Origin of the sequence: Mucilaginibacter sp. KACC 22063, assembly GCF_028736115.1 — a bacterium.
Classification (GTDB): domain Bacteria; phylum Bacteroidota; class Bacteroidia; order Sphingobacteriales; family Sphingobacteriaceae; genus Mucilaginibacter.
In genome coordinates this window covers 2,355,098-2,377,869 of record NZ_CP117877.1, presented here as the reverse complement: position 1 = coordinate 2,377,869, position 22,772 = coordinate 2,355,098, and the positions used below count along the sequence as shown (strand labels likewise).

Genomic DNA, 22,772 nt, shown 5'->3' with positions numbered 1-22,772 from the left:
ACAATTTATTCCACGCACAATTAGTGTTGTTTTAACAATTATTTTTATAACTTTCAATCTTGATATAGAAGGCATTTGCCTCAATCAGGATATACCAATTAACCACTTTATGAGATTAAAACTAAGAATGCTTTGCTATGCTTTTATAGCATCTTTATGTCCACAGTTTTTGTATGCACAGCAAATCAAGCCTAAACCGATAAGCAAAGACTTATTTGGTGTTTTTTTTGAAGATTTGAGTTATGCAGCTGATGGCGGTCTATATGCAGAATTGATACAGAACAGGTCTTTTGAATATAGCCCGGCCGACAAAAAAGAATGGAACCCGTTAAGTTTTTGGGAGTATACCAAGCTGGGGCATGGCTATGGAAAGATCACTGTTGAAAGCATATCCCCTATTGCTCCTACAAATCCGCACTATGTTTTACTTGATATTGACTATCCCGGAACAGAGGGCGTGGGTATTACAAACAGTGGCTTTGACGGCATCACCCTACATGCTAGAGATGAGTATGATTTTTCGGTTTATATAAAACAAATTGCAGGTGAGCCGGCAAACATTAAAGTAGAGCTAATAGGAAAAAAAGATGTAACCTATGGCCACCTTTCATTCAATGTGGCAGGCAATGGCTGGAAAAAGTATACAGGGAGCATAATAGCAACAGCCAATGCAGACTCGGCAAAGCTAAGTTTGGTTTCACTAACAAAAGGTAAAATTGCAATTGATGAGGTTTCGCTTTTTCCGCGGAAAACATTTAAGGGTGAAAAGAACGGTTTAAGGGCAGATCTGGCCCAGGCTATAGCAGACCTTAAACCGAAATTTATGCGGTTTCCGGGTGGCTGCCTTGTACATGGTGATGGTGTTGACAACATTTACCGATGGAAAAAAACAATTGGCCCTGTTGAATTTCGCGAACAGGATAGAAACATCTGGAATTACCATCAAAGCTTCGGGTTGGGCTTCTTCGAATATTTTCGTTTCTGCGAAGATATAGGCGCTAAACCGCTTCCGGTTATTGCGGCAGCAGTAAGCTGTCAAAATTCGGGTACGGATTGGGGCAAGGGACAAAGGCCGGTACCTGAAAGCGAAATGCAATCATATATTCAGGACATTCTTGATCTGATTGAGTATGCAAACGGACCAGTAACTTCTGAATATGGCGCCAAACGAGCAGCTGCAGGTCACCCCAAGCCATTTAACTTGGAATATATTGGAATAGGAAACGAAGATAAACAGACCGATAACTTTCGCGACCGTTTTAAGGAAATTTATGAAGTGCTGCGTGCAAAGCACCCTGAAATAACTATTGTAGGTACAGTGGGGCCATCGCCAGCAGGTGAAGACTATGAGTTAGGATGGAAATTTGCAGATAAGCTAAACATACCTGTTGTAGACGAGCATTTTTATGAAAAACCCGAGTGGTTCCTGAAAAACAATAAACGATATGACGGATACCGCCGCCCTAATTCAAAAGTATATATTGGCGAATATGCGTCATGGGGTAATAACCTGATTAACGCGCTTTCTGAGGCTGCATTTATGACCAGCCTGGAACGAAATGGCGATGTGGTTAAAATGGCTTCTTACGCCCCTCTCCTTGCCAATGTCTCTCATATTTCATGGAACCCTGACCTGATCTATTTTAATAATAAAACATTGCTTAAAACAGCAAACTACTATGTACAGCAGCTGTTTTCCACCAATCAGGGCGATTTATATATCCCGGATGTCGTGGCTTTTAAACAAGAAGGCGCTGCTACAGACTCAACTCTTGCAGCATCATGCGTGAAAGATAGCCATACTGGTGACATCATTTTAAAGATTGTGAATGCAGGCTCGAAACAAGCTACCGCAACATTAAATCTGAAAGGGTTACATATACAAAAAGGCACCGCCAGGGTGCAATTGTTAACAGGCTTGCCCACTGATAAAAACAGTATGGAAGAACCCAATACGGTGCATGTAATTGAAAAGGATTTGCCTAAAAAATTATCTAATTTTTACACGGCAGCACCTTATTCGGTAAGTGTTATAAGATTTAAAGCCGGTAAATTATAAACAGAGTTATAAACTATTAATAAGTGTAGCTAAAACACTTAACAGGCATCATACTTTTGTATGCCAGTTGTGGTAATGGGTAACTATAATTCACACAAACTTAATCGGGGCATAACAACCCTGATAGGTTTGTGTCGTAAAAGTTTGTTTAACAAACATAATAATGAAATTTAAATTACCCCTATTAGCTGCACTTGCTGCGGTGTTGTTCTTATCTTCTTGTCGGAAAGACGACAACGTACCTGAACTATCAGGCAATTCTTCAGCATCTGCATCAAAAAAAACGACCCTGGCTGTAACACAAACTTTCAGCGAGGGTTTCGAATCAGGTTCAAAAACAGGTTATGCAGCTGCATCAGTAAGTTTAGCCAGTGGTTCATGGACGCTGGATAATGCACTGATCGGCACTTCGGCATCAGATGCGAAAAACGGCAACAAATCGGCAAGAATAACCGGTACGGGAACCGTAAGCATGAATTTTGATGTAACATCCGGCGCTTCTACAGTTACGGTCAAGTATGCCACCTATGGCAGCGACGGACCTTCGGATTTTCAACTTTGGGCCTCATCAGATAACGGCAGTACCTATACCCAGGTTGGTAATACGGTTACAGCATCGGGCACAACATTAAATACGGCTACTTTTACAGTAAACCAGGCAGGCACCCTGCGTTTTCAGCTCCGTAAAACTACAGGGGGATCAAACCGCATCAACATTGATGATTTTACGGTTAACAGTTATGATAGTGGCTCAACAGGCGGTACAGGTGGCAGTACAGGCGGCTCAACCGGTGATAATACCAACCTGCTGATGGGTAACCCAAGCGGGGCTGTAAACAGTACGGCTTACACATCAAACTACCTGATTGATCAAACGTATTATATAGAAAGTTATAACCGCGATCGCGGCGAACCAAACTGGGTAAGCTGGTACTTGGGCAGCACTTCGCTTGGATCTATTGATCGCCTTAATAATTTTCGTGCAGATACCGGGCTGCCATCCGGATGGTATGAAGTACAGGGAACCGATTATTCGGGTTCGGGCTTTGATCGTGGGCACAATTGCCCTTCTGCCGACCGTACATCAACTACTGAAGCAAATTCGGCTACCTTTTTAATGGATAATATGGTACCGCAAGCGCCGTATAATAATGAAAAGACTTGGGCTAACATGGAGAACTACCTGCGTACATTAGTAACAGCCGGAAACGAGGTGTACATTGTGATGGGCAGTTATGGTACAGGTGGTACGGGCACTAACGGCTTGGCCAATACAGTAGCCAGCGGAAATGTGAACGTACCTTCCAATATCTGGAAAGTAGCGGTAGTTATACCTAACGGAAATAATGACCTGAGCAGGGTAACCGCTTCTACAAGGGTTATCGCCGTAAACACCCCAAACAACAACAGCATCAATTCTGACTGGACACAGTATAAATGCACAGTAAGAAGTATTGAATCGGCTACCGGTTACAACCTGCTTTCAGCCTTACCACAGTCTGTACAAGATGCGGTAGAGACAAAGATTGATAATCAATAAACCTAAATGGTAGTAATATAAATAGGTTAAAGTATATGTATCAATGTATTACTTTAACCTATTTAACTATAAACTATAACTTAATAAGCTTGTGGCTTTACTAAAACATTAACCTGTTTTTATAGCGGATAGGCCGTATCGCTTTTAGTTTCAGACATCACAAAAAAGCTTTGAACAGTAGTAATATTGGGTAATGCAGCCATCTTTTTACGGTAAAAATCTTGGTAGGCATCCATATCTGCTATAGCAACTCTCAGTAAAAAATCGAATGTACCCGTCATCTGGTAACACTCCATCACTTCAGGAAATTTCACTACCTCCTCTTCGAAAGCGCTTAGCGTACCGGCGGCGTGGTCATTCAGCAGCACGTGGATGTAAGCAATCAGATTACAATTGATCTTTTTACGGTTAAGTAAAGCCACTGTTTTTTTAATATATCCCTGCTCGTATAACCTTCTGATCCGCTCATGAATGGCTGCTACTGATTTATGCAGCCGGTTAGAAATCTCCTTATTAGTTAACGAGGCATCATTTTGCAGCAGTTTTAGGATCTCTAGATCGGTTGTATCTATGCTCATATCATTGAAGTAAACTGTAAAAAATCTATACGCTATATCACTTTTTATACTGAAACCGAAAAAAATATCATAAAATTAGTATTTAACAATAAAAATTATTGAATATACACTAAAGCATTGATAAATATACAATACAATCAGAACTTTATCGAAATAATTTTTTGTGATATGTCATTAGTAACACCGGCCGTGAAAGAGTATAGTTTGTTTGAGCATTTATGGCACCTTGTGGGTAATACCCCTATGTTAAAGCTTAACTACGAATATAAAGGTGTACCAGGCAGCATATTTGTAAAATGTGAACACTATAACCTTACCGGTAGCATTAAAGACCGAATGGCTTTATATATTTTGCATAAAGCTTATGAAACCGGGCAGATCCAGCCCGATGATGTCATTGTTGAAGCAACAAGCGGTAACACAGGTATTGCCTTTGCTGCCATAGGTAAATCACTTGGGCACCAGGTTAAAATTATTATGCCCAATTGGCTGAGCAAAGAACGTATTGATATTATCAGCAGTCTTGGAGCCGAAGTTATTTTGATAAGCAAAGAACAGGGCGGTTTTTTAGGCAGCATAAAGCTTAGCGAGAAGATGGCAGCCGAAGGCGGCGTTTTCTTACCCTGCCAGTTTGAAAACACTTACAATGCCGAAGCGCACGAGCGTACCACCGGCAAAGAGATATGGCAACAGTTGGCTTCAACAGGTTTAACGCCCGATGCCTTTGTAGCAGGTGTAGGTACCGGCGGCACAGTAATGGGAGTTGGCAAATGCCTGCGCATGATGAACCCGCTTGTAAAAGTGCATCCGCTGGAGCCTGCCGAATCGCCTACCCTAACTACCGGCTATAAAGTTGGCACACACCGTATACAAGGCATTTCTGATGAATTTATACCTGCTATTGTGAAGCTGAACGAGCTTGACGAGGTGATACAGGCATCAGACGGTGATGCTATTCTGATGGCGCAAAAGTTATCCAGCCAGTTAGGCCTGGCAGTAGGTATATCGTCAGGAGCTAATGTAATTGGTGCCATTAAACTACAGCAGCAATTAGGATCGGATGCCGTAGTGGTAACCTTACTGTGTGATAGTAACAAGAAATACCTGAGTACCGACCTAATGCGCCAGGAACCTGTGAAAGACGGCTATTATGCTCCGGATGTAAAATTTACCGGGTTTAATCCGATCAGCAGATTAGACAAACCTGTATTGCTTTAACAAACAATCTAATATAAAACTATAATGAAAAAATCCCTTCCCCTATTGATTTGCTTCATGCTGTTTGCATGCTTTACCCACGCTCAAATACTTACACCAGTTCATTGGAGTTATGCCGCTAAAAAGTTGAATGCTAATGAAGCTGTTGTATTTGTAAAAGCTACGATTGATGATGGCTGGCACGTTTATTCTCAAAATGTTAAAGATGGCGGCCCTGTAAAAACTACTTTTAAGTTTGAGCCTTCGAAGGCTTATACCCTATTAGGAAAAACTATTGAGCCTACCCCTGTAACACGCATGGAAAAAGCCTTCGGAATGGAAGTAAGCTTCTTTGAAAAGTCGGTGATCTTTCAGCAAAAAGTGAAGCTGAACGGCAAAGGTAAAGTAGTTGTTAAGGGTAGCCTTGAATATATGACTTGTAACGACCAGAAATGCCTTCCGCCGGAAGATATTGAATTTAGTGTTGAAGTTAAATAACGGATGATTATTATTTAATAGTGAAAAATACAATTATCCTCCTGATTTTATCGATTACTTTATCTGTAATTGGCTATGCACATCCTGCTTTAGCCCAGGATACTGTTTCAACACAAGGCGTTGAGTTTACACCCGTTCAGGCAGCTAAACCGGCTGATACCATTAAGACCGTCAAAAAAGCGGCTAAAAAAGTTGATCACAGGGCTAAAAAACAAACGCTGTGGACTATTTTCATCGCAGGATTGCTTGGTGGCTTCGCTGCTATCCTGATGCCGTGTATCTTCCCTATGCTGCCCATGACGGTAAGCTTTTTCACCAAAGGCGCAGAAAAAGGTAAAGGTGTAGGCAAGGCCATTATTTATGGGGTCAGCATTATTGTGATCTATGTTGTTCTTGGCTTAATTATAACCGTAATATTTGGTGCCGATACCTTGAACAGCTTATCTACAAATGGTGTATTTAATTTCTTCTTTTTCCTGTTACTGGTGGCCTTTGCGGCATCTTTTTTAGGAGCATTTGAAATTACATTACCTAATTCATGGGTTAATAAACTTGATGCAAAATCTGATAAAGGAGGCCTTGCCGGGATATTCTTTATGGCGGCTACCCTATCCTTAGTTTCATTTAGCTGCACTGGCCCTATTATAGGTACATTATTGGTACAGGCTGCTACCACCGGAGCTTTGTTAGGCCCAGCTGTGGGTATGTTTGGTTTTTCGCTTGCCCTTGCCTTACCGTTTGCCTTATTTGCTATGTTCCCCGGATGGATGAATGCGTTACCGCGTTCTGGTGGCTGGTTGAATAGTGTAAAAGTGGTATTGGGTTTTCTTGAACTGGCATTTGCATTCAAATTCCTTTCTAATGTGGATCTTGCTTATCACTGGCATTGGTTTGACCGCGAAGTATTTTTAGTGCTTTGGATCGTAATTTTTGCACTAATGGGCTTTTACCTTTTAGGCAAGCTTACACTTAGTCATGATAGTCCGCTAAGCCATATTTCAGTACCAAGATTATTCCTGGCTATTATAGTGCTTTCTTTTACACTGTACATGGTTCCAGGCTTATGGGGAGCACCTTTAAAATCGATCTCTGCGTTTCTGCCGCCTATGGCTACACAGGATTTTGATTTATCTTCTGGCATAAGCAACCAGGTAACTGTTACTGACTCAGGTCCGCATAAATATGCAGATCTGTTTGATAAGCCTAAAGGCTTTAATCCCTTCTTTGATTATGAAGAGGGACTTGCTTATGCAAAAAAAATGCACAAGCCTGTGATGATTGATTTTACCGGACATGCCTGCGTGAACTGCCGTAAGATGGAAGCCAGCGTATGGACAGACCCTCAGGTAGCCAAGTGCATTAACGAAGATTATGTGCTTATTCAGTTATATGTAGATGATAAGACCGACTTATCACAAGCCGAACAAAAAACTACGCCTGAAGGCCGTAAGCTTAAGACAATAGGTAACCTATACAGCTATTTACAAACCAGTAAGTTCCGGGCCAATTCGCAACCATTTTATGTACTGCTTGACCCGGTTACACAACAACCGTTGGTGGATCCGCAAGGCGCCATTTTTGATGTGCCAAAGTACCTGGAATATTTAAAAAGCGGATTAGCAGCTTACCAACAACATTAAAACCCACAATTGTTCTTTAAATACGTTAGTTTAGTTAAGTAAAAGCACTACTGCGTGGCAGGGTGCTTTTTTTATTGTATCGTCCCAGAAATAATAGAATAAAAAAAAGAGTGGTAACCAGTACCACTCTTTCACATTTAAACATTAATCAACTATTTGCTAAGCTTTCGTTTTCTTAGCCATTTCAATCATTAAGGACAATTCGTCAACAGCAGCTTCGTTACTTCCATCAAAGCCTGTAAGTTTAAAGCGGATATTACCATCAGGGTCAATAACAAACTTGGCAGGGATGCCATTCACGTTATAACTGCTTACCACATTATTCTTCTTCGTCACTTTATCTCGCAGATCCATCAGCACTTCAAAATTAAACTTATGTTCTGTGATGTAATTGCGGGCATCGGTAGTTGCGTCGGGCACACGCTCCCATGTATGAATAAATAAGAATTGCACATTAGGGTCATTGGCAAATTTATTTTGTGCCATTTGCATCGCCGGGAATGAAGCCTTGCACGGCCCGCACCAGGTAGCCCAAAAATCAAGTATAACCACTTTACCTTTGTAATCGCTTAACGAAACGCTCTTACCATTAAGGTCTGTTAAAGTAAATTGAGCCGCTTGTTCTTTAACCATATCGTGGTTTAAGCGTTTTTGCAAATCATCCAAATAGGCCTTACGCAGCGATGCAGCGAACTGCTCATATCCTGCATCACTCCCGTTCTTTTTAATGTATTGCTCTTTAAATGTTTTAGCCATTTCCGGATTGGCTCTTCCAGATTTTACCACCGCTTCAAGTATTGGGTAAGCTTCAGCAGAACGATTAAGCCCGATCAAGATCTGTGCATACCGGTAACTGATCTGCGGATTGAAACCTTTGGATTCCTTATAGGCCTTTTCTGAATATTGCAGCGCTTCGTTGTACTTCTTTTCTTCAAACAAAATATTGGCATAAGCGCTTGCCAAACCAGGGTAACCTGATGCGGCAAACTTAGCTGCATTACTATCTCCTTTTTTACCGTCCCGGTAAGAGTCGGCGTTTTCCATAGCCATTCGGCCATATTTTTCAGCAAGGGGCAGATCGCCGTTTGCATAAAAAATATTGGAGATGCCCATGTAAGCGTTTCCTTTCCAGAAGTCTACTGCTAATTCATTAATGTATTGAATAGCCTTAGCAGTATTTTTTTCTTTAGCATAAAGGTTAGCTATAGCCGAGCGCACATAATCATATTGTAGATCGTCTTCTACGGCTCCTGTCCTGAATTTTTCAGGTGGGAAAGCAGCCACCCATTTTAAGTATGCCTGCTCCATACCCTTTGCCGTAGTTTCTTTATAAACCGGCTCCACAGCTTCTCGACGGGCTGCGAACCCTTTAGGGAATTTTTGCAGTTCGGCTTTTCCGAGCGAATCGACCACCTTTGTGCGTCCTAACTGGTAATAATAGTTAGATGCCATCATCATATCAAGCTCATTATTACTGGCTGCCAACTGATGAAGTTCTGTATACAGTGCCTGCTTATCTGTTGAATCTTTTGAAGACATCAATTTAGATAAATGCTCACGCATCTGCTGCTCCTTAGTGGTTTGTGCATTTGCAACCAAAGATGTACAGGTAGCAACAGCCATCAAACCAAATACAGCTACCGCACGGCGGTAGGTAGTGATATTAGTTTTGTTTTTCATATAGTTTTACGTTTAGTGTAATGGGAAATTTATTAATAGCCTGGATTTTGATTAAGTGCCGGATTAATAAGCAACTGACTGTAAGGAATGGGGAATAAATCTGAAGTTGCTTTATAGGTAGGTTTAAGCGGACTTAAAACTTTACCTGTTTGCCCGGTACGCTTCAAATCAAACCAACGGTGTGCAAGCTCACCAAATAGCTCTACCTTACGCTCGGCGGCAATAGCGGTTAAAAGATCGCCTTGTGTAGCAGCAGTTGTATTTGAAAGTCCGGCACGTGTACGCACAACGTTAATATCGGCCTGTGCACCGGCAATATTACCTTGCTGTGCACGGGCTTCGGCACGGATCAAATACTGCTCGGCAAGTCGCAATACCACGTTGTATTCGTTTCCGGCTGTTGCAGTAGCGAGTTTATATTTCGCTATGCGGTAATATTTGGTACCGTTATAGTTTAGCGAATCAACCCAGTTTGTTTTACGGGTATCCCCTTTTTCAAACAATTTTGTAAAGTTTGGATACAAAGCGTAAGTAGGCAGTACCACGTTGGTGCTGGTATTAGCCGCACCAAAAGGCGATCCGAAAATAGAATAACCGAATTGAGTAGCAAACTGCAGTATCACCTCTGGACTGGTATTGATAAAAGCACTTGCAGGTGCAGGCAGAGTGTACGTGCCTGAACCTATAACCTGGGTAGACAAAGCCTCTGCATTTACATAATCTTTATTATACAGGTATACACGTGCCAGTAAAGCTGCTGCTGCCCATTTATTTGGCCTTGCTTTAAAATTTGCAATACCTGCATAATTAGCAGGAAGCAAATTAACCGCATCTTTCAGATCTGTTATAATTTGTGTGTAAACTGCCTGTGTAGTGGCGCGTGGCAGTGTTGCATTATTAAGCTCAACGGGATCAAGCGAAAGCGGCACACCACCGAAGAAATTTACCAGGTAGAAATAAGTGAAAGCCCGCATAAACTTAGCCTCGCCAAGTAATTGGTTTTTGGTAGCAGCAGTGATAGAAGCTGAACTGTTTATTCCGTTGATAGCCAGATTTGTTTCTCTTACAACCTGATATGCATAACTCCAAAGATAGTTTTCACTGTATGAATTAGTGTTTACCAATGCATCCTGTGCAAACTGCTGTACACTGGCATCAGAACTGGTATACTGCATTTCGTCTGATGATATGCCGCCTAAAACGCTTGCATACCTTATACCACTTGTGGTAGGATAATAAGAATATAAGGAAACTATAGTGCTGGTAGCAGAGGCATCAGAATTAAAGGCCTGTGTAGTTGATACCAGATTTGGTGATACACCCACATCTACATATTTTTTGCATGATGTGCTGAATAACAACATGACAGTAAATAAAGAGGGAGCAATTAATGAAGAAATATATCTTAATTTCATGAGGTTAGCGATTAAAATGAACAATTTATACCAAGAACAATAGTGCGTAGCTGTGGCAATGCCATAAACTGCCCTGTTCCCAATGATGAGCCTGTACCTGGTACAGCCGTTTCCGGATCGTAGGTATATTTTTGCTTCGCCCAGGTGAATAAGTTTTGCCCTTGCAGATATACAGAGGCAGATGCCATGCTTAAGTGATTTACCCAATTTTTTGGCAATGTATAGCTCATGCTGGCTGTTTTTAATTTCACAAATGAGGCATCACCCCAGTTATAATCAGAGCTGTATAAAGTACTATAAAGCGGGCTGCCGTTTACAGAAGCGACAGGGAAATATCCGGTGCTGCCTGGTTGTGTCCAACGGTTAAGTATTTCTGTGCTTTGGTTGGTGAAAGTATATCCGTACGGGTTGAAATTGGTAGATAATGTTCCGTTTTTATACCCATAACGATGGTTGTACTGGAATGTAATATCAAACTGGAATCCTTTGTAGCTAAAGCTATTGGTTATGCCACCGTAAAAAGGATGCCCGTAAGGCGCCACAAACCTGTCATTAGCGTAAGTAATTGCTCCATCACCGTTCTTATCCTGGAAGGTTGGCAAACCTGTTTTAGGGTCTGGACCGGTATAATGATATAGCAGAACAATATCTGTAGGTTGTCCAATAATAAAAGTATTCGCATAGCTGGATGTAGCTAGATTAGGGAACGCCAACAGCTTATTGCGTCGGATAGTAAGGTTTAATGAGGTGTTCCAACGGAAGTCTTTGCTCGCAACATTAATCGTGTTTAATTCAAACTCCCAACCTTTGTTTTGCAATGTTGCGTTTAAGTTTCCGAGGTAGCTGGTTGTACCTGTTTGAGAAGGAACCGGCACATAATTAAGCGGGTTAGATGTCCGGTTGCGATAGTAATCCACTTTAAGTAAAATACGATCATGCAAAAAGCCAAGCTCTGCTGCAATATCCAGTTTCTTGGTAGTTTCCCATTTTAGATCAGGATTGGCAATATTGGTAGGAAACAAAGATGGTGTGCCATTGTATGCGGTATTAGAACCGCCAACGCCATATAAAGAATAATATTGGTAATCAGGTATTTGATCATTACCTGTTAAACCGTAGCTGGTGCGTAATTTACCAAAGCTTAGCACATCAAACTGTTTCATGAAATCTTCCTGGGTAAAAATCCATGAAGCACCCACGGCGCCAAAATTACCGAAGCGGTTGTTAGCACCAAATCTTGATGAACCATCTCGACGGAAGGTACCATCCACTATATATTTGTCTTCCCAATTATAATTTAAGCGACCAAAAGCTGCAGTGTATTTATAAGTTGAGTTGTTATTGTAAGATGTAGTTACAGTAGAGGCTGCTGTTAAAGAATAAATAAGCGCCTCGTTGCTATAGCCCGTACCTGTAAGAGATAAGCCTGTAGCTTTAGTTTGCTGGAAAGTAGTACCAACAAGTGCCTGTAACTTGCCTTTACCTATATTTTTCTGATATTCAAGCTGCGGTTCAATAATGTAATTGTTATTATCATTATCGGTATAATTTAAGGTGCTAATGTTGCTGAAAGCAGGGTTTTGCGCACTGGCTGGATTAGCCTGCTGTTGTTTAAGACGGGTTAATGTGTAACCAAGGTTAGCTCGCGCAACAAGGCCCGGCAATATTTTATAGCTAAAGTTTAAGTTGGTAAGCAAATTAGTGGTTTGTGCCTTGGTAGTTTGTAAATAATAAGAAAGCGGGCTGGTAACTGTCCAGTTTACGCTACCATTGGCATTATAAAGCGGATAGTTAGGCGGCAAATTATATAAGGATGATAGATCCGTATTTGGTAAAACAGTACCCATATATGAATAATTTGCAGATGCATCAATGCTAAACCGGCCATTAGCACTTTTATGACTGGCATTGAGGCGGCCCGAAAATGTAGTAGCATCAAAATCATTACCATACACCGTCCCATCTTTACGATAAGTTGAAGTAAACAGAAAGCTGTTTTGTGCATCACCGCCTGACACTGACGCATTCACGTTACTATTGTGCGCAGTATGCCCTATAAAGTATTTTTGCCAGTCTGTATTATCTGTCTGGCTCCAGGTAACCAGATCTGGTGCATTTGTAGCCGTTGGTGTTACATTGGCATTAGCATAGGCAGCTTTACGCATGGCCAGATAATCAGCTGTACTCATCATCGGTATATAATGATTGACCTGTGTTATACCGGTATAAGCGTTAACGTTTACCGTAGTACGTCCGGCACGGCCTTTCTTGGTTGTAATTAAGATTACACCGTTTGCACCGCGCGAACCATATATGGCTGTAGCGTCTGCATCTTTTAATACATCTATTCGTTCAATGTCTTCAGGCGCAATAACACTGAAAGGGCTTACACCACCATTTGCACCAGATACACCATAGGCATTCAGGTTGTCGGTAGCTGGTACACCGCCGTTAAACAGTGTAAACGGAACGCCGTCAATTACATAAAGCGGTAAAAAACCGGCAGATGAAATTGTACCCGTACCCGCACCGCGTATACTGGTGCGCACACCCGAACCCGGCAAACCGTTATCCTGCGTGATCTGTACACCCGGAAGTCGGCCCTGTAAAGCTGTTAATGGGTTATTTACTGTTTCTTTACCCAGATCTTTTGACGTAATTGAGCTTACAGATCCGGTGTTATAACGCCGTGTAGTAGTACCGTATGCAATTACCTGCACCTCATCAAGTGAGCCAGTCACCGGCTGCATGGTTACTTCAAATGAGGTACGGTCTCCTACTGCAATTTCCTGAGTTTTATATCCTATAAAACTAAAAATTAAAACATTATCTCCGTTTTCAAGGTCCAGGTGAAAGTGTCCATTAGCATCTGTAGCAGTACTAGTTCTCTGGCTGTTTTTCACTCGTACGGTTACACCTGGTAATGGCTGGTGATTATCGTCGGTTACAAAACCATTAACGCGGCGGGCTTGCTCGAACCTATTTGAAACAGGAGTTGCATTGGCCTTCTTTTCAAACAAGATTACTTTACCGTTATCCTGCTGATAATCGAGACCGGTGTTTTCAAGTAATAAGTTAAGCGCATCCGCTACCGAGCGCGTACCGGCAGGAAGCGAAACACTTTGAAATGGAGCAACTTTGTTTGACGGATAAAAAATGCTAAGGCCCGATGCATCCTGTAATTTTCTCAGGGCTGTTTTTAAAGGTACATTTTGTACTGACAGGGTTACTTTTACATCTGTGAGCGACTGACCTCGGGTGCTACCAGCGGCAAATACCTGTAAACTAAAGAAAAGCGCAGCAGCACAAAAAAAGCTTAATCTCATGATAAAGAGTAATTTACTTCTTGAAAATCGTGAAAACAGGGTACAGAAAGCCCCCTTTGCAAAAGCAGTGTTTTTTTGCATTATTTGTATAGGTTTAAAAATGTCCGAAAATGTTTTTAACTAAACTCCTCCATTGCTTTCCACGGCTGGAGGAGTTTTTTGTACCCCCGGCTTCCTGCCAGATGGTATCAGATACTTAGTCATTTAACTGGGGTCAATCTTTTGCATAGTTAATTGGGGATTAGTTTATCAATAGTTATAAGCATCCGGTACCGTCAATGGCTATTGAATTGCCGGTTGCCGTGTAAGTAGTGCTCAGGGTTTGTGATATGATCTGTAAAACTTGTTCCAACGGTTCTGTTCCGCTGAACCGCCCGGTGATAAGGCATTTCTTTACAGCAGGATTTTTAAAAGTTATTTCCACTCCATACCTTCTGCTTAACCTTTCGGCCAGTTGCTCGTAAGGCATATCGGTGAACTGCATATCAACTTTAGCCCATGAAAGCAGATTGCTGGTTTCTACAATTTCAGGAGTTGTTTTAATTTCTTCCTTTGAAGAAACAACTTGCTGATTGGGGGTGAGTATATTTAATGTTTTGTGAACTTGATCTGCTACACTAACCTTTCCTCTTGTTACAGTAACCGTAACCGCCTGCCCCGGAATGGCTTTTATATTGAATGCCGTACCAAGCACTGTAGTAAGCAGGTTACCTGTGTGTACGATAAAAGGATGATCGGCCTGGTGTTTTACATCAAAATAAGCTTCGCCGCTCAGATAAAGCTCACGAACGCCGCCGTTGTACTTGTAACTCAAATTACTGCCCCTGCGTAGAATTGCTATGCTGCCGTCGGGCAGGTGTACATAACGGTTTTCGGCAAATTTTTGAGGTGCTGCAAAACTGGCAGCAATTGCATGTTTGGATGATACAGATCTTTTCTGAACCATGTAGATTGTAGTAAACAGAACTAAAACAGCTATAGAGGCTGCTAAGCCTATCCAGTACTTACTATTATGTTTTGTATGGCTACGTTGTTGTATAATATGAGCCCGAATGCGGCCCAGCATACGCTGCTCCAGTTCGGCTTGTTCATTCGGGGTGCTATCCAGCCATTGAACATCCTGCTCATTCTGATGCCTGTACCAGCTGTTTAATTCTTCTTTTTCAGATAAACTAATGTTTCCTTTGAGAGACTTTTCTATTAGTTCATCTATTCTATGCTTGTTCACCAAGATATTTCTTTCATTTTTATCTATAGTGACATCAAATCATGGTTTACCCTTAGTTATAAATGAAAAAAAACATTTTTTTTATAGTAGTTGGAAAGAATAGTATTTTAAAGATTAAAATACTGGCAAATGACTGCTTAATTTATCAGATTAGCTTTTAAAACCGCAGATAAGCAGAAGTGAAACCAGCAAACCGGCTTGTTGTAAAGAATATCGTATATATTTAAGTGCTTTAGTAAGGTGTGCCTCAACAGTTTTTTCAGCAACCTGAAGTTCACGGGCAATTTCAGGAATGTTTTTCCCATCCACCCGGCTATAACGAAACACAAGCCTGCATTTTTCGGGCAATTGTTCAACTACACCGTTTAAGTAATCTTCTAAAAAGCGGGCATAAATCCGCTCATCGTCAAAGTCACATTCATTTTGTAAATGAACCATCTCACTGGCAACTTCCATTTTACGTTTCTGACGATACAATTCTCTAAAAACCGTATACTTTACAGCAGTTGCCAGATAATTGGGAAGAGAATTAACACTGATGGTTTCGCGGCGGTCCCAAAGGTTGATAAAAACCTGTTGCACTACCTCCTCGGCGGCGGCTTTATCCTTTAAGTGATTATACGCTACAGCAATCATCTTTTGCCAGTAGCGGGAATAAATTTCGGCAATAGCAGCCTCGCTCCCACTTTTAAGTGAGTTCATTAACTGCCAGTCGCTCAAATTTACTACCACGTATTTATTTATTGCAATATATAAAATATCACTGTCTTTACAATGGTTTAATATAGAACAATTAGCCATGTAAAATTCAACCTTATTATTTGGTATTTACTGCTTATAAATGCACAGCAGGATATACCTATCCAAAAAAATGATCTTCGTCATATTTTAAAATGTTTTAACTCATGCCAATGCTTACGCAGCATTTCAGATATTTGTGATCAAGATCATTTAATATCGTATGGAAAACACTGCGCTGCTTAAAGCAATTATTGAAAATGCTATAGATGGTATTATTACCATCAGCGATCGCGGCGTTATCGAATCCATCAATCCCTCGGCCTGTAAATTATTTGGATATACCCAGGAAGAGGTTATCGGCAAAAACGTAGCAGTACTTATGCCCCCACCCGACCGTGAAAACCATGATGGCTATATTAACAGGTATCAGCGTACAGGTGAGGCGCATATTATCGGCATAGGCCGCGAGGTGAAAGGCTTGAGAAAAGACGGCACCGTTTTTCCTTTTCGCCTCGGAGTAAGCGAAGTGCAGTATTCGGGCAGAAAGATTTATACTGGCTTTATCCACGATCTTAGCCGCGAAAAAGAGGCAGAAGAACGGTTGATGGATTATGCTACACACCTGGAAGATCTGATCGAAGACCGGACACAATCTCTCAAAAGGTCAGTTATGGCTTTGCAGGAGGCTAAAGAAGAAGTAAGTTTATCGCTTGAAAAGGAGAAAGAACTTAACCAGCTAAAAAGCCGCTTTGTATCTATGGCCTCGCACGAGTTCAGGACACCATTAAGTTCGATACAGCTTTCTGCTGTACTGATCGAAAAATATGCGCAGCAGTTTAACAGTGCAAATATTACTAAACACCTGGCCAAAATAAAAAATGCTGTTGCCAATTTAACCAGCATACTAAATGATTTCCTGTCGCTCGAAAAACTGGAAGCAGGCAAGGTAGAAGCGTTATTTACACCTTTTGATATTGTAAAGTTTGCAGAAGAGATAACCGAGGAGATGCAGCTGATTGCCAAGCAGAACCAAAACATTATTTATCAGCATACCGGCTCGGCCAGTACCATAACGCTTGACCAAACGCTGCTAAAAAACTGTGTCATTAACCTTATCAGCAACGCTATTAAGTATTCGGGCGAAAACACTTTTATCGAGTTTAATACAGAGATAGCAGATGATATCTTGACGGTAATGATCAGCGATAATGGCATAGGCATACCAGAGAACGACCAGAAACACTTATTTGAAGCGTTTTTCAGGGCACATAACACCGGCAACATACCCGGCACAGGATTGGGGCTTAACATTGTTACCCGTTATGTGGCCTTAATGAACGGCAAAATAAAATTTGAAAGCAAAGTAAATCAGGGCACATCTTTCACCTTATTATTCCCCATAAACAATGGCTAAACTTATCTTAATCATCGAAGACAATAACGATATCCGTGAAAGTACAGCTGAAATACTGGAACTTGCGGGTTACGAAGTACTACAGGCGACTAATGGTAAAACAGGTGTCGACCTGGCCACACAATCAAAACCCGACCTGATCTTGTGCGATATTATGATGCCCGAACTGGATGGCTACGGTGTATTGTACTTATTGAGCAAGAATGCAGAAACTGCTGCTATTCCTTTTATTTTCCTTACCGCTAAAGCCGAACGTGTGGATTTTAGAAAAGGGATGGAAATGGGAGCCGATGATTACCTGACCAAGCCCTATGACGACATGGAACTCATGAACGCCATAGAAAGCCGGTTTGCAAAAAAAGAAAAACAAGAAGCCCATTATAGTAAATCATTACAAAATATTGAAAAGCTTGCCAATACCGGGCATAATGGAAGCGAAGAATTAAAAATGCTGATTGCTTCGAGAAAAATACGGCAAATAAAAAAGAAGCAGATACTCTATTATGACGGCGACACCGTTCAGGGCATTTATCTTGTTTTAGAAGGCAGTGTTAAAACCATTAAGATTGCAGATGATGGCCGTGAACTCATGACTGGCCTGTATAAACCCGACGATTACCTTGGTGTAAATGCCTTATTGGCAGACGAGCATTTTAATGAAACAGCCGAAGCTATGGAAAACGCAGCCGTTTGCCTGCTGCCTAAAGATGCCGTTTTGACGCTGCTAAACCGGTACCCCGATATAGGTCAGCAGTTTTTGAGGATATTGGCTAATAACATCAAGGAAAAGGAAACGCAGTTGATAGAACTGGCTTACAACTCCGTTCGTAAACGTTTGGCTCAGGTAATACTTCGTTTAAGTAAGCAGTCTGCAGACCCCGATCAGTTTAAGGCTTCGCGCGAAGAACTTGCTGCCATGGCCGGCATAGCCACAGAAACCGTTAGCCGCACCCTTACCGATTTTAAAGAAGAAGGCCTGCTTGAAAAAAAGGGAGCGCTTATCCATATACTTGATCATCTTAAACTTGCAAAAATGAAAAACTGACCACGATCACTTTTTCAGCTGACCAACTTCATTCTTTAGAAATTTGCTTCAGGGTAGCTTTGTATAAATAAACAACCCGCAGATGAAAGTTGTAGCATACAGTATCAAGTCGTTCGAGAAGGAATTTTTAGCAAAGGCTAATCAGAAAAAGCACGATATAACTCTTATATCAAATCCCTTATCAAGGGAAACTGCGGCATTTGCAGAAGGGAAAGATGCGGTTGTTGTATTTACAAATGATGATGTATCGGCCCCTGTAGTAAATATGCTGGCAGATATGGGCATCAAATATATTGCAACACGCTCTGTAGGTACAGATCATATTGATAAAGAGACAGCAGCGGTGAGATCAATTAAACTGGCTAATGTACCTGAATATTCTCCACAGGCTATTGCAGAACACACGTTGGCTTTGGCCCTTGCATTAAGCCGTAAAATCATCAAAGCAGACCAGCACAGCCATAATTTCAATTTCAAACTTGATGAACTGATCGGTTTCAATTTTTCAGGAAAAACAGTTGGTATAATCGGGCTTGGGCACATTGGTATTACTGCCGGAAATATTTTCAGGGGATTAGGTTGTAAAGTGATTGGATATGATATCAGGGAAAATGTAAACGCACCGGGCATTGATCAGGTTTCGCTTGATGAATTATTGATATGCTCGGATATTATTTCTTTACACGCCCCTCTTACTGCTGACACTAAATACCTGATTAATAAAGTAACGCTTTACTTAATGAAAAAAGGTGTAATGATACTGAATACCTCACGCGGTGCACTTGTCAATACCGAAGACATGCTTCATGCCATTGAAAGTGGCCATGTGGGCTATTTTGGCATGGATGTATACGAAAGAGAAAAGGGGTTATTTTTTGAAGATCATCATACCGACCAGTTTAAAGATGCAACGCTGCTACAGTTACTGCAATACCCAAATGTAATTGTAACGCCTCATCAGGCTTTTTTAACCAACGAAGCGTTGCAGCAAATAGCAGATCAGACGATAAGGAACCTTGATTTCTGGCAGCAAAATAAGTGCGTAGGAAAATCATGTGCCTGTGCCAAACAGTGCAGTGTTCAGCAAGAAATCGTAAATACCAAAGTTAATTAAGCCATGGATAACCGGACAAATCTGTTGCAAAAATATAATATAGCAGCCCCCCGTTATACCAGCTACCCTACTGTACCTTACTGGGATGCAGAAGGCTTCAGTAAAATAAAATGGGAAAACTCTGTTTATAATTCATTTCTGGAATCCAATGATAAGGATGGCATCAGCCTTTACATACACCTGCCATTTTGCGAAAGCTTGTGTACCTATTGCGGATGCAACACCCGAATTACTAAAAACCATGCCGTTGAACAGCCTTATATAAAGGCTTTGCTGTTAGAATGGGCCATGTATCGCAATATTTTGGGGGACACTCCTGTTATTCGCGAAATTCATCTTGGCGGCGGAACACCTACGTTTTTCAACCCCGAACATTTAAGTATCTTAATAAAAGAAATTATAGATAATTCTAAGATCCACCCTGAAGCAGAATTTAGCTTCGAGGCGCACCCGGCCAATACGACTACCGAACATTTGCGTACGCTGTATGATCTTGGCTTTAGACGTTTGAGTTTAGGTATACAGGATTTTGACCCCGAAGTGCAGTTTATTATTAACCGCATCCAAAGCTTTGAGCAGGTAGAAACCATTACCAGGCAGGCACGCGAAATAGGCTATACATCTGTTAATTACGATTTGATTTATGGTTTGCCAAGGCAAACTTTACAAGGGCTAAGTGACACCATAGACATGGTGGGCAAACTTATGCCAGATCGTATTGCCTTTTACAGTTACGCCCATGTGCCATGGATTAAACCCGGGCAGCGCCGTTTTACTGAAAAAGACTTACCAGATGCTAAAGAAAAAGCCAAGCTTCACAACGCAGGACGTGCCATGTTTACCGAAATGGGTTATAGGGATATTGGTATGGATCACTTCTCGCTTACTACCGACAGCCTGTACAAAGCTGAACAAAATGGCACCATACACCGTAACTTTATGGGTTACACGCATCAGTATACTCAACTTTTGGTGGGGTTGGGCGTTTCGTCTATAAGCGATAGCTGGTATGGGTTTTCGCAAAACGTTAAAAACGTTGAAGAATACATTAAGTTAGTCAATGCCGGCGAATTGCCTGTATTGAAAGGCCATATACTTACTTCAGAAGACCTGGTTTTACGCAGGCATATTCTTAACCTGATGTGTAAAGGCAAAACCTCCTGGAATCATCATCAGCATAAATATTCAACACTTTTGGAAGGAATTGAACGTGTGCATGCGCTTGCTGATGACGGACTGGTAGAACTTAACTCATGGTGTGTAACAGTTACCCCGCTTGGTAAAAGATTTTTGCGTAATATTTGTATGGCGCTTGATGCCCGATTATGGGCTGATAAACCTACGACGCAATTGTTCAGTATGGCAGGATAAAAATACAGTGTTTATAAATGTAAAAGCCCCGATAATTAAATTATCGGGGCTTTTACTGTAATTATTGCTCACCTTAATTTATACATACTTCTATACCGCAAGCAATAGCGTTTAAATGTTTTTGCGCTATAATAAGTTGTTTATGGAACTCATTAAACGGAGATGCCAGCTGATTGGCAATACCTTCATAATAATTAATGCCTTGCTGCAATTGCTGCCTGAATTTTTGTAATTGCTTTCCTTTTTTATTATCCATTTGTTGCAGGCATGCCGTTACTGATTTCCTAAGGTAGTCCACATACAAATTCAGTTCATTGATAAATACATGAGGCCTTGTTACATCTTTTAACAGGTTTATTTTACCGTAAATATGCGCAGTCATCTCGTCAAGCGTATAGCTTCGCTTAAAGTAAGCCAGGTTTGGCCCGGGGCAAATAGCTACAGCTTTGCTCTCTTTGGGCTTTAACATACCGTTTTTAAGATAGACAGAAGCACACAAACCTTCGCAAAGGCAAACCTTGGCTGTCACAGCCTCAAAAGCGGATGTATACTGTTCTTTATCAAGGCCGCTTTTTTCAAGTTCCTGGATCTTGTAATGCTGATACTTTCTGGAAGCTGTACAAATTGGTTCCTCAGTAAATTCTGTATTGGTACACAGGTATTTTTTTGTACAGGGACTACCCGGCCGGCCTTTTTCAATTCTGTTCATCCGCTCTTCCTCAATGGTCGAACTTTTAAAGTTGTTAAACAGCACACCCAATGGCGAGGCATCGCTCAGATAATAATCATCACTACCCGATGCAGTTAAGTGGTTTAATGTACTTTCGTCAACATTGGTAACTTCAGGTACCAGTAGAAACGGACTGCCCCAACCAGTGCCGTCGAGCTGATAATAATTGATTAAAAAGTCATTCTCCTGCGCGGTACCAATACCCCCCTGCGCAGTAATGCGCTGTATTGGCCGTTCGGCTATTTGATACCCTTTAGTCCACAAGGCATTTTTACACATCTCCCATAGCTCTGCTGCCATTTGCTGCCTGTTTTGCTTAAATTCCTCAAGAATTGGCCCCAGCAGTAAACCATCTGTAGCAAAAGCATGGCCACCGCAGTTAAGCCCCGATTCAATCCTGAATTCGGACACCCACAATCCCTTCTTAGCTAAAAATTTAGCCTGTATTAATGCCGACCGGTAATCGCTTACTTTTAAGATGATCTTTTTCCGGATTTTCCCTTTTTCGTCGGGAAAGAAATCACCAAATTCTTCCATATAACTGTAAAGCTTAGGATTCATCCCGGCTGATAAAATCAATGATGACTGTAAATTACTGTTAGCAAAACCACGCAAAGCCGACAAGGCATCGGTATGTTTTTCACCGGTAAAATTGCCCTCGGCATCAAAATTCAGCTTGTCAACTTTGGCCATGATATTTACATCGATGCTTCCTTTTACAAGCATTTTTTTCAAAACCTGCTGAAATATCTTCTTTCTTTCACCATCAGGATATTCCAGCATCAGGTCATACCCTTGCCTTAATACAGATGATTCGGGCAGTAGATCAAAATACCTTTTAAGGTCATTATCTTGTTCAAAGGGCATCAACTGAAAAGCTTTAAAGTCTTCGTCAATCAGTTTATCCAGAAAGTTTAAATAAGCAGTAATGCGCTTAGCCCGGCTGTCGTTTTCCTGCTTACTGATCGGCGTAAATGGAACATCATTTTGCTTACAATGATATTCGCGCATGCGCTCGATCAGTTCATCATCAACTATTGAAAGTACTGATGATATACCATACCTGGCTACTTTGAGCGGCGTATCGATAGAATAACCCAGTCCCAGAACCGGGATATGAAAAATGTGGTTTTGCATAAGATGTACTGCAATAAAAAAGCGGCCATAGCCGCTTTTACATATAGTTAATTAAAAGA

The 22,772-nt window shown here is 41.3% G+C and carries 16 protein-coding genes; 9 read left to right on the top strand and 7 right to left on the bottom strand.

The window, feature by feature from the left end; translation table 11 throughout:
* Positions 1 to 109: 109 nt before the first annotated feature.
* Together PQ461_RS10145 and PQ461_RS10140 are read left to right on the top strand one after the other, a co-directional pair.
* Positions 110 to 2,059 carry an alpha-L-arabinofuranosidase C-terminal domain-containing protein gene (locus PQ461_RS10145; RefSeq protein WP_274303921.1) on the top strand — a complete coding sequence of 650 codons (1,950 nt, stop codon included), beginning with the start codon at positions 110 to 112 and terminating at the stop codon, positions 2,057 to 2,059.
* Positions 2,060 to 2,222: 163 nt separating this feature from the next.
* Entirely contained in the window at positions 2,223 to 3,599 is a 1,377-nt protein-coding gene (locus PQ461_RS10140) for a DNA/RNA non-specific endonuclease (protein WP_274303919.1), read from the top strand.
* Positions 3,600 to 3,718: 119 nt separating this feature from the next.
* Here PQ461_RS10140 and PQ461_RS10135 read toward each other — a convergent pair whose 3' ends face one another.
* Positions 3,719 to 4,177 (bottom strand): Lrp/AsnC family transcriptional regulator, encoded by a 459-nt coding sequence (locus tag PQ461_RS10135; protein ID WP_274303917.1) that lies wholly within the window; start codon positions 4,175 to 4,177, stop codon positions 3,719 to 3,721.
* 168 nt (positions 4,178 to 4,345) lie between these two features.
* On the opposite strand from PQ461_RS10135, the gene PQ461_RS10130 reads away from it, so the two are divergent.
* From PQ461_RS10130 to PQ461_RS10120, 3 genes are read left to right on the top strand one after another with little or no spacing between them, the layout of a single operon-like run.
* On the top strand, positions 4,346 to 5,395 hold the full coding sequence (locus tag PQ461_RS10130) for a PLP-dependent cysteine synthase family protein (protein ID WP_274303915.1): 1,050 nt from the start codon (positions 4,346 to 4,348) through the stop codon (positions 5,393 to 5,395).
* Positions 5,396 to 5,419: 24 nt separating this feature from the next.
* Complete coding sequence (locus PQ461_RS10125) at positions 5,420 to 5,872, top strand: protein-disulfide reductase DsbD domain-containing protein (RefSeq protein WP_274303911.1); 453 nt, start codon at positions 5,420 to 5,422, stop codon at positions 5,870 to 5,872.
* Between the two features lie 17 nt (positions 5,873 to 5,889).
* On the top strand, positions 5,890 to 7,512 hold the full coding sequence (locus PQ461_RS10120) for a protein-disulfide reductase DsbD family protein (RefSeq protein WP_443192792.1): 1,623 nt from the start codon (positions 5,890 to 5,892) through the stop codon (positions 7,510 to 7,512).
* A gap of 159 nt (positions 7,513 to 7,671) precedes the next feature.
* Here PQ461_RS10120 and PQ461_RS10115 read toward each other — a convergent pair whose 3' ends face one another.
* From PQ461_RS10115 to PQ461_RS10095, 5 genes are all read right to left on the bottom strand, one after another.
* The gene (locus tag PQ461_RS10115) at positions 7,672 to 9,192 is read right to left on the bottom strand and encodes a redoxin domain-containing protein (protein ID WP_274303906.1); all 1,521 of its coding nucleotides are present in this window, start codon (positions 9,190 to 9,192) and stop codon (positions 7,672 to 7,674) included.
* A 32-nt stretch (positions 9,193 to 9,224) separates the two neighbouring features.
* Positions 9,225 to 10,607: a RagB/SusD family nutrient uptake outer membrane protein gene (locus tag PQ461_RS10110; protein WP_274303904.1), complete on the bottom strand. Its 1,383-nt coding sequence runs from the start codon at positions 10,605 to 10,607 to the stop codon at positions 9,225 to 9,227.
* Between the two features lie 11 nt (positions 10,608 to 10,618).
* Positions 10,619 to 13,933 carry a SusC/RagA family TonB-linked outer membrane protein gene (locus PQ461_RS10105; RefSeq protein WP_274303901.1) on the bottom strand — a complete coding sequence of 1,105 codons (3,315 nt, stop codon included), beginning with the start codon at positions 13,931 to 13,933 and terminating at the stop codon, positions 10,619 to 10,621.
* 256 nt (positions 13,934 to 14,189) lie between these two features.
* Complete coding sequence (locus PQ461_RS10100) at positions 14,190 to 15,161, bottom strand: FecR family protein (RefSeq protein WP_274303899.1); 972 nt, start codon at positions 15,159 to 15,161, stop codon at positions 14,190 to 14,192.
* A gap of 150 nt (positions 15,162 to 15,311) precedes the next feature.
* Positions 15,312 to 15,962: an RNA polymerase sigma-70 factor gene (locus PQ461_RS10095; RefSeq protein ID WP_274303896.1), complete on the bottom strand. Its 651-nt coding sequence runs from the start codon at positions 15,960 to 15,962 to the stop codon at positions 15,312 to 15,314.
* Between the two features lie 160 nt (positions 15,963 to 16,122).
* On the opposite strand from PQ461_RS10095, the gene PQ461_RS10090 reads away from it, so the two are divergent.
* From PQ461_RS10090 to hemN, 4 genes are all read left to right on the top strand, one after another.
* Positions 16,123 to 17,316 carry a PAS domain-containing sensor histidine kinase gene (locus PQ461_RS10090; RefSeq protein ID WP_274303893.1) on the top strand — a complete coding sequence of 398 codons (1,194 nt, stop codon included), beginning with the start codon at positions 16,123 to 16,125 and terminating at the stop codon, positions 17,314 to 17,316.
* A complete protein-coding gene (locus PQ461_RS10085) occupies positions 17,309 to 18,361 on the top strand; it encodes a response regulator (RefSeq protein WP_274303890.1) in 1,053 nt (350 codons plus the stop codon). Before PQ461_RS10090 ends, PQ461_RS10085 begins: the two co-directional genes overlap by 8 nt.
* An 82-nt stretch (positions 18,362 to 18,443) precedes the next feature.
* Positions 18,444 to 19,475 carry a 2-hydroxyacid dehydrogenase gene (locus PQ461_RS10080; RefSeq protein ID WP_274303888.1) on the top strand — a complete coding sequence of 344 codons (1,032 nt, stop codon included), beginning with the start codon at positions 18,444 to 18,446 and terminating at the stop codon, positions 19,473 to 19,475.
* 3 nt (positions 19,476 to 19,478) lie between these two features.
* Positions 19,479 to 20,846: an oxygen-independent coproporphyrinogen III oxidase gene (gene hemN, locus PQ461_RS10075; RefSeq protein WP_274303885.1), complete on the top strand. Its 1,368-nt coding sequence runs from the start codon at positions 19,479 to 19,481 to the stop codon at positions 20,844 to 20,846.
* 73 nt (positions 20,847 to 20,919) lie between these two features.
* Here hemN and PQ461_RS10070 read toward each other — a convergent pair whose 3' ends face one another.
* On the bottom strand, positions 20,920 to 22,713 hold the full coding sequence (locus PQ461_RS10070; RefSeq protein ID WP_274303884.1) for a hypothetical protein: 1,794 nt from the start codon (positions 22,711 to 22,713) through the stop codon (positions 20,920 to 20,922).
* Between the last annotated feature and the right edge of the window lie 59 nt (positions 22,714 to 22,772).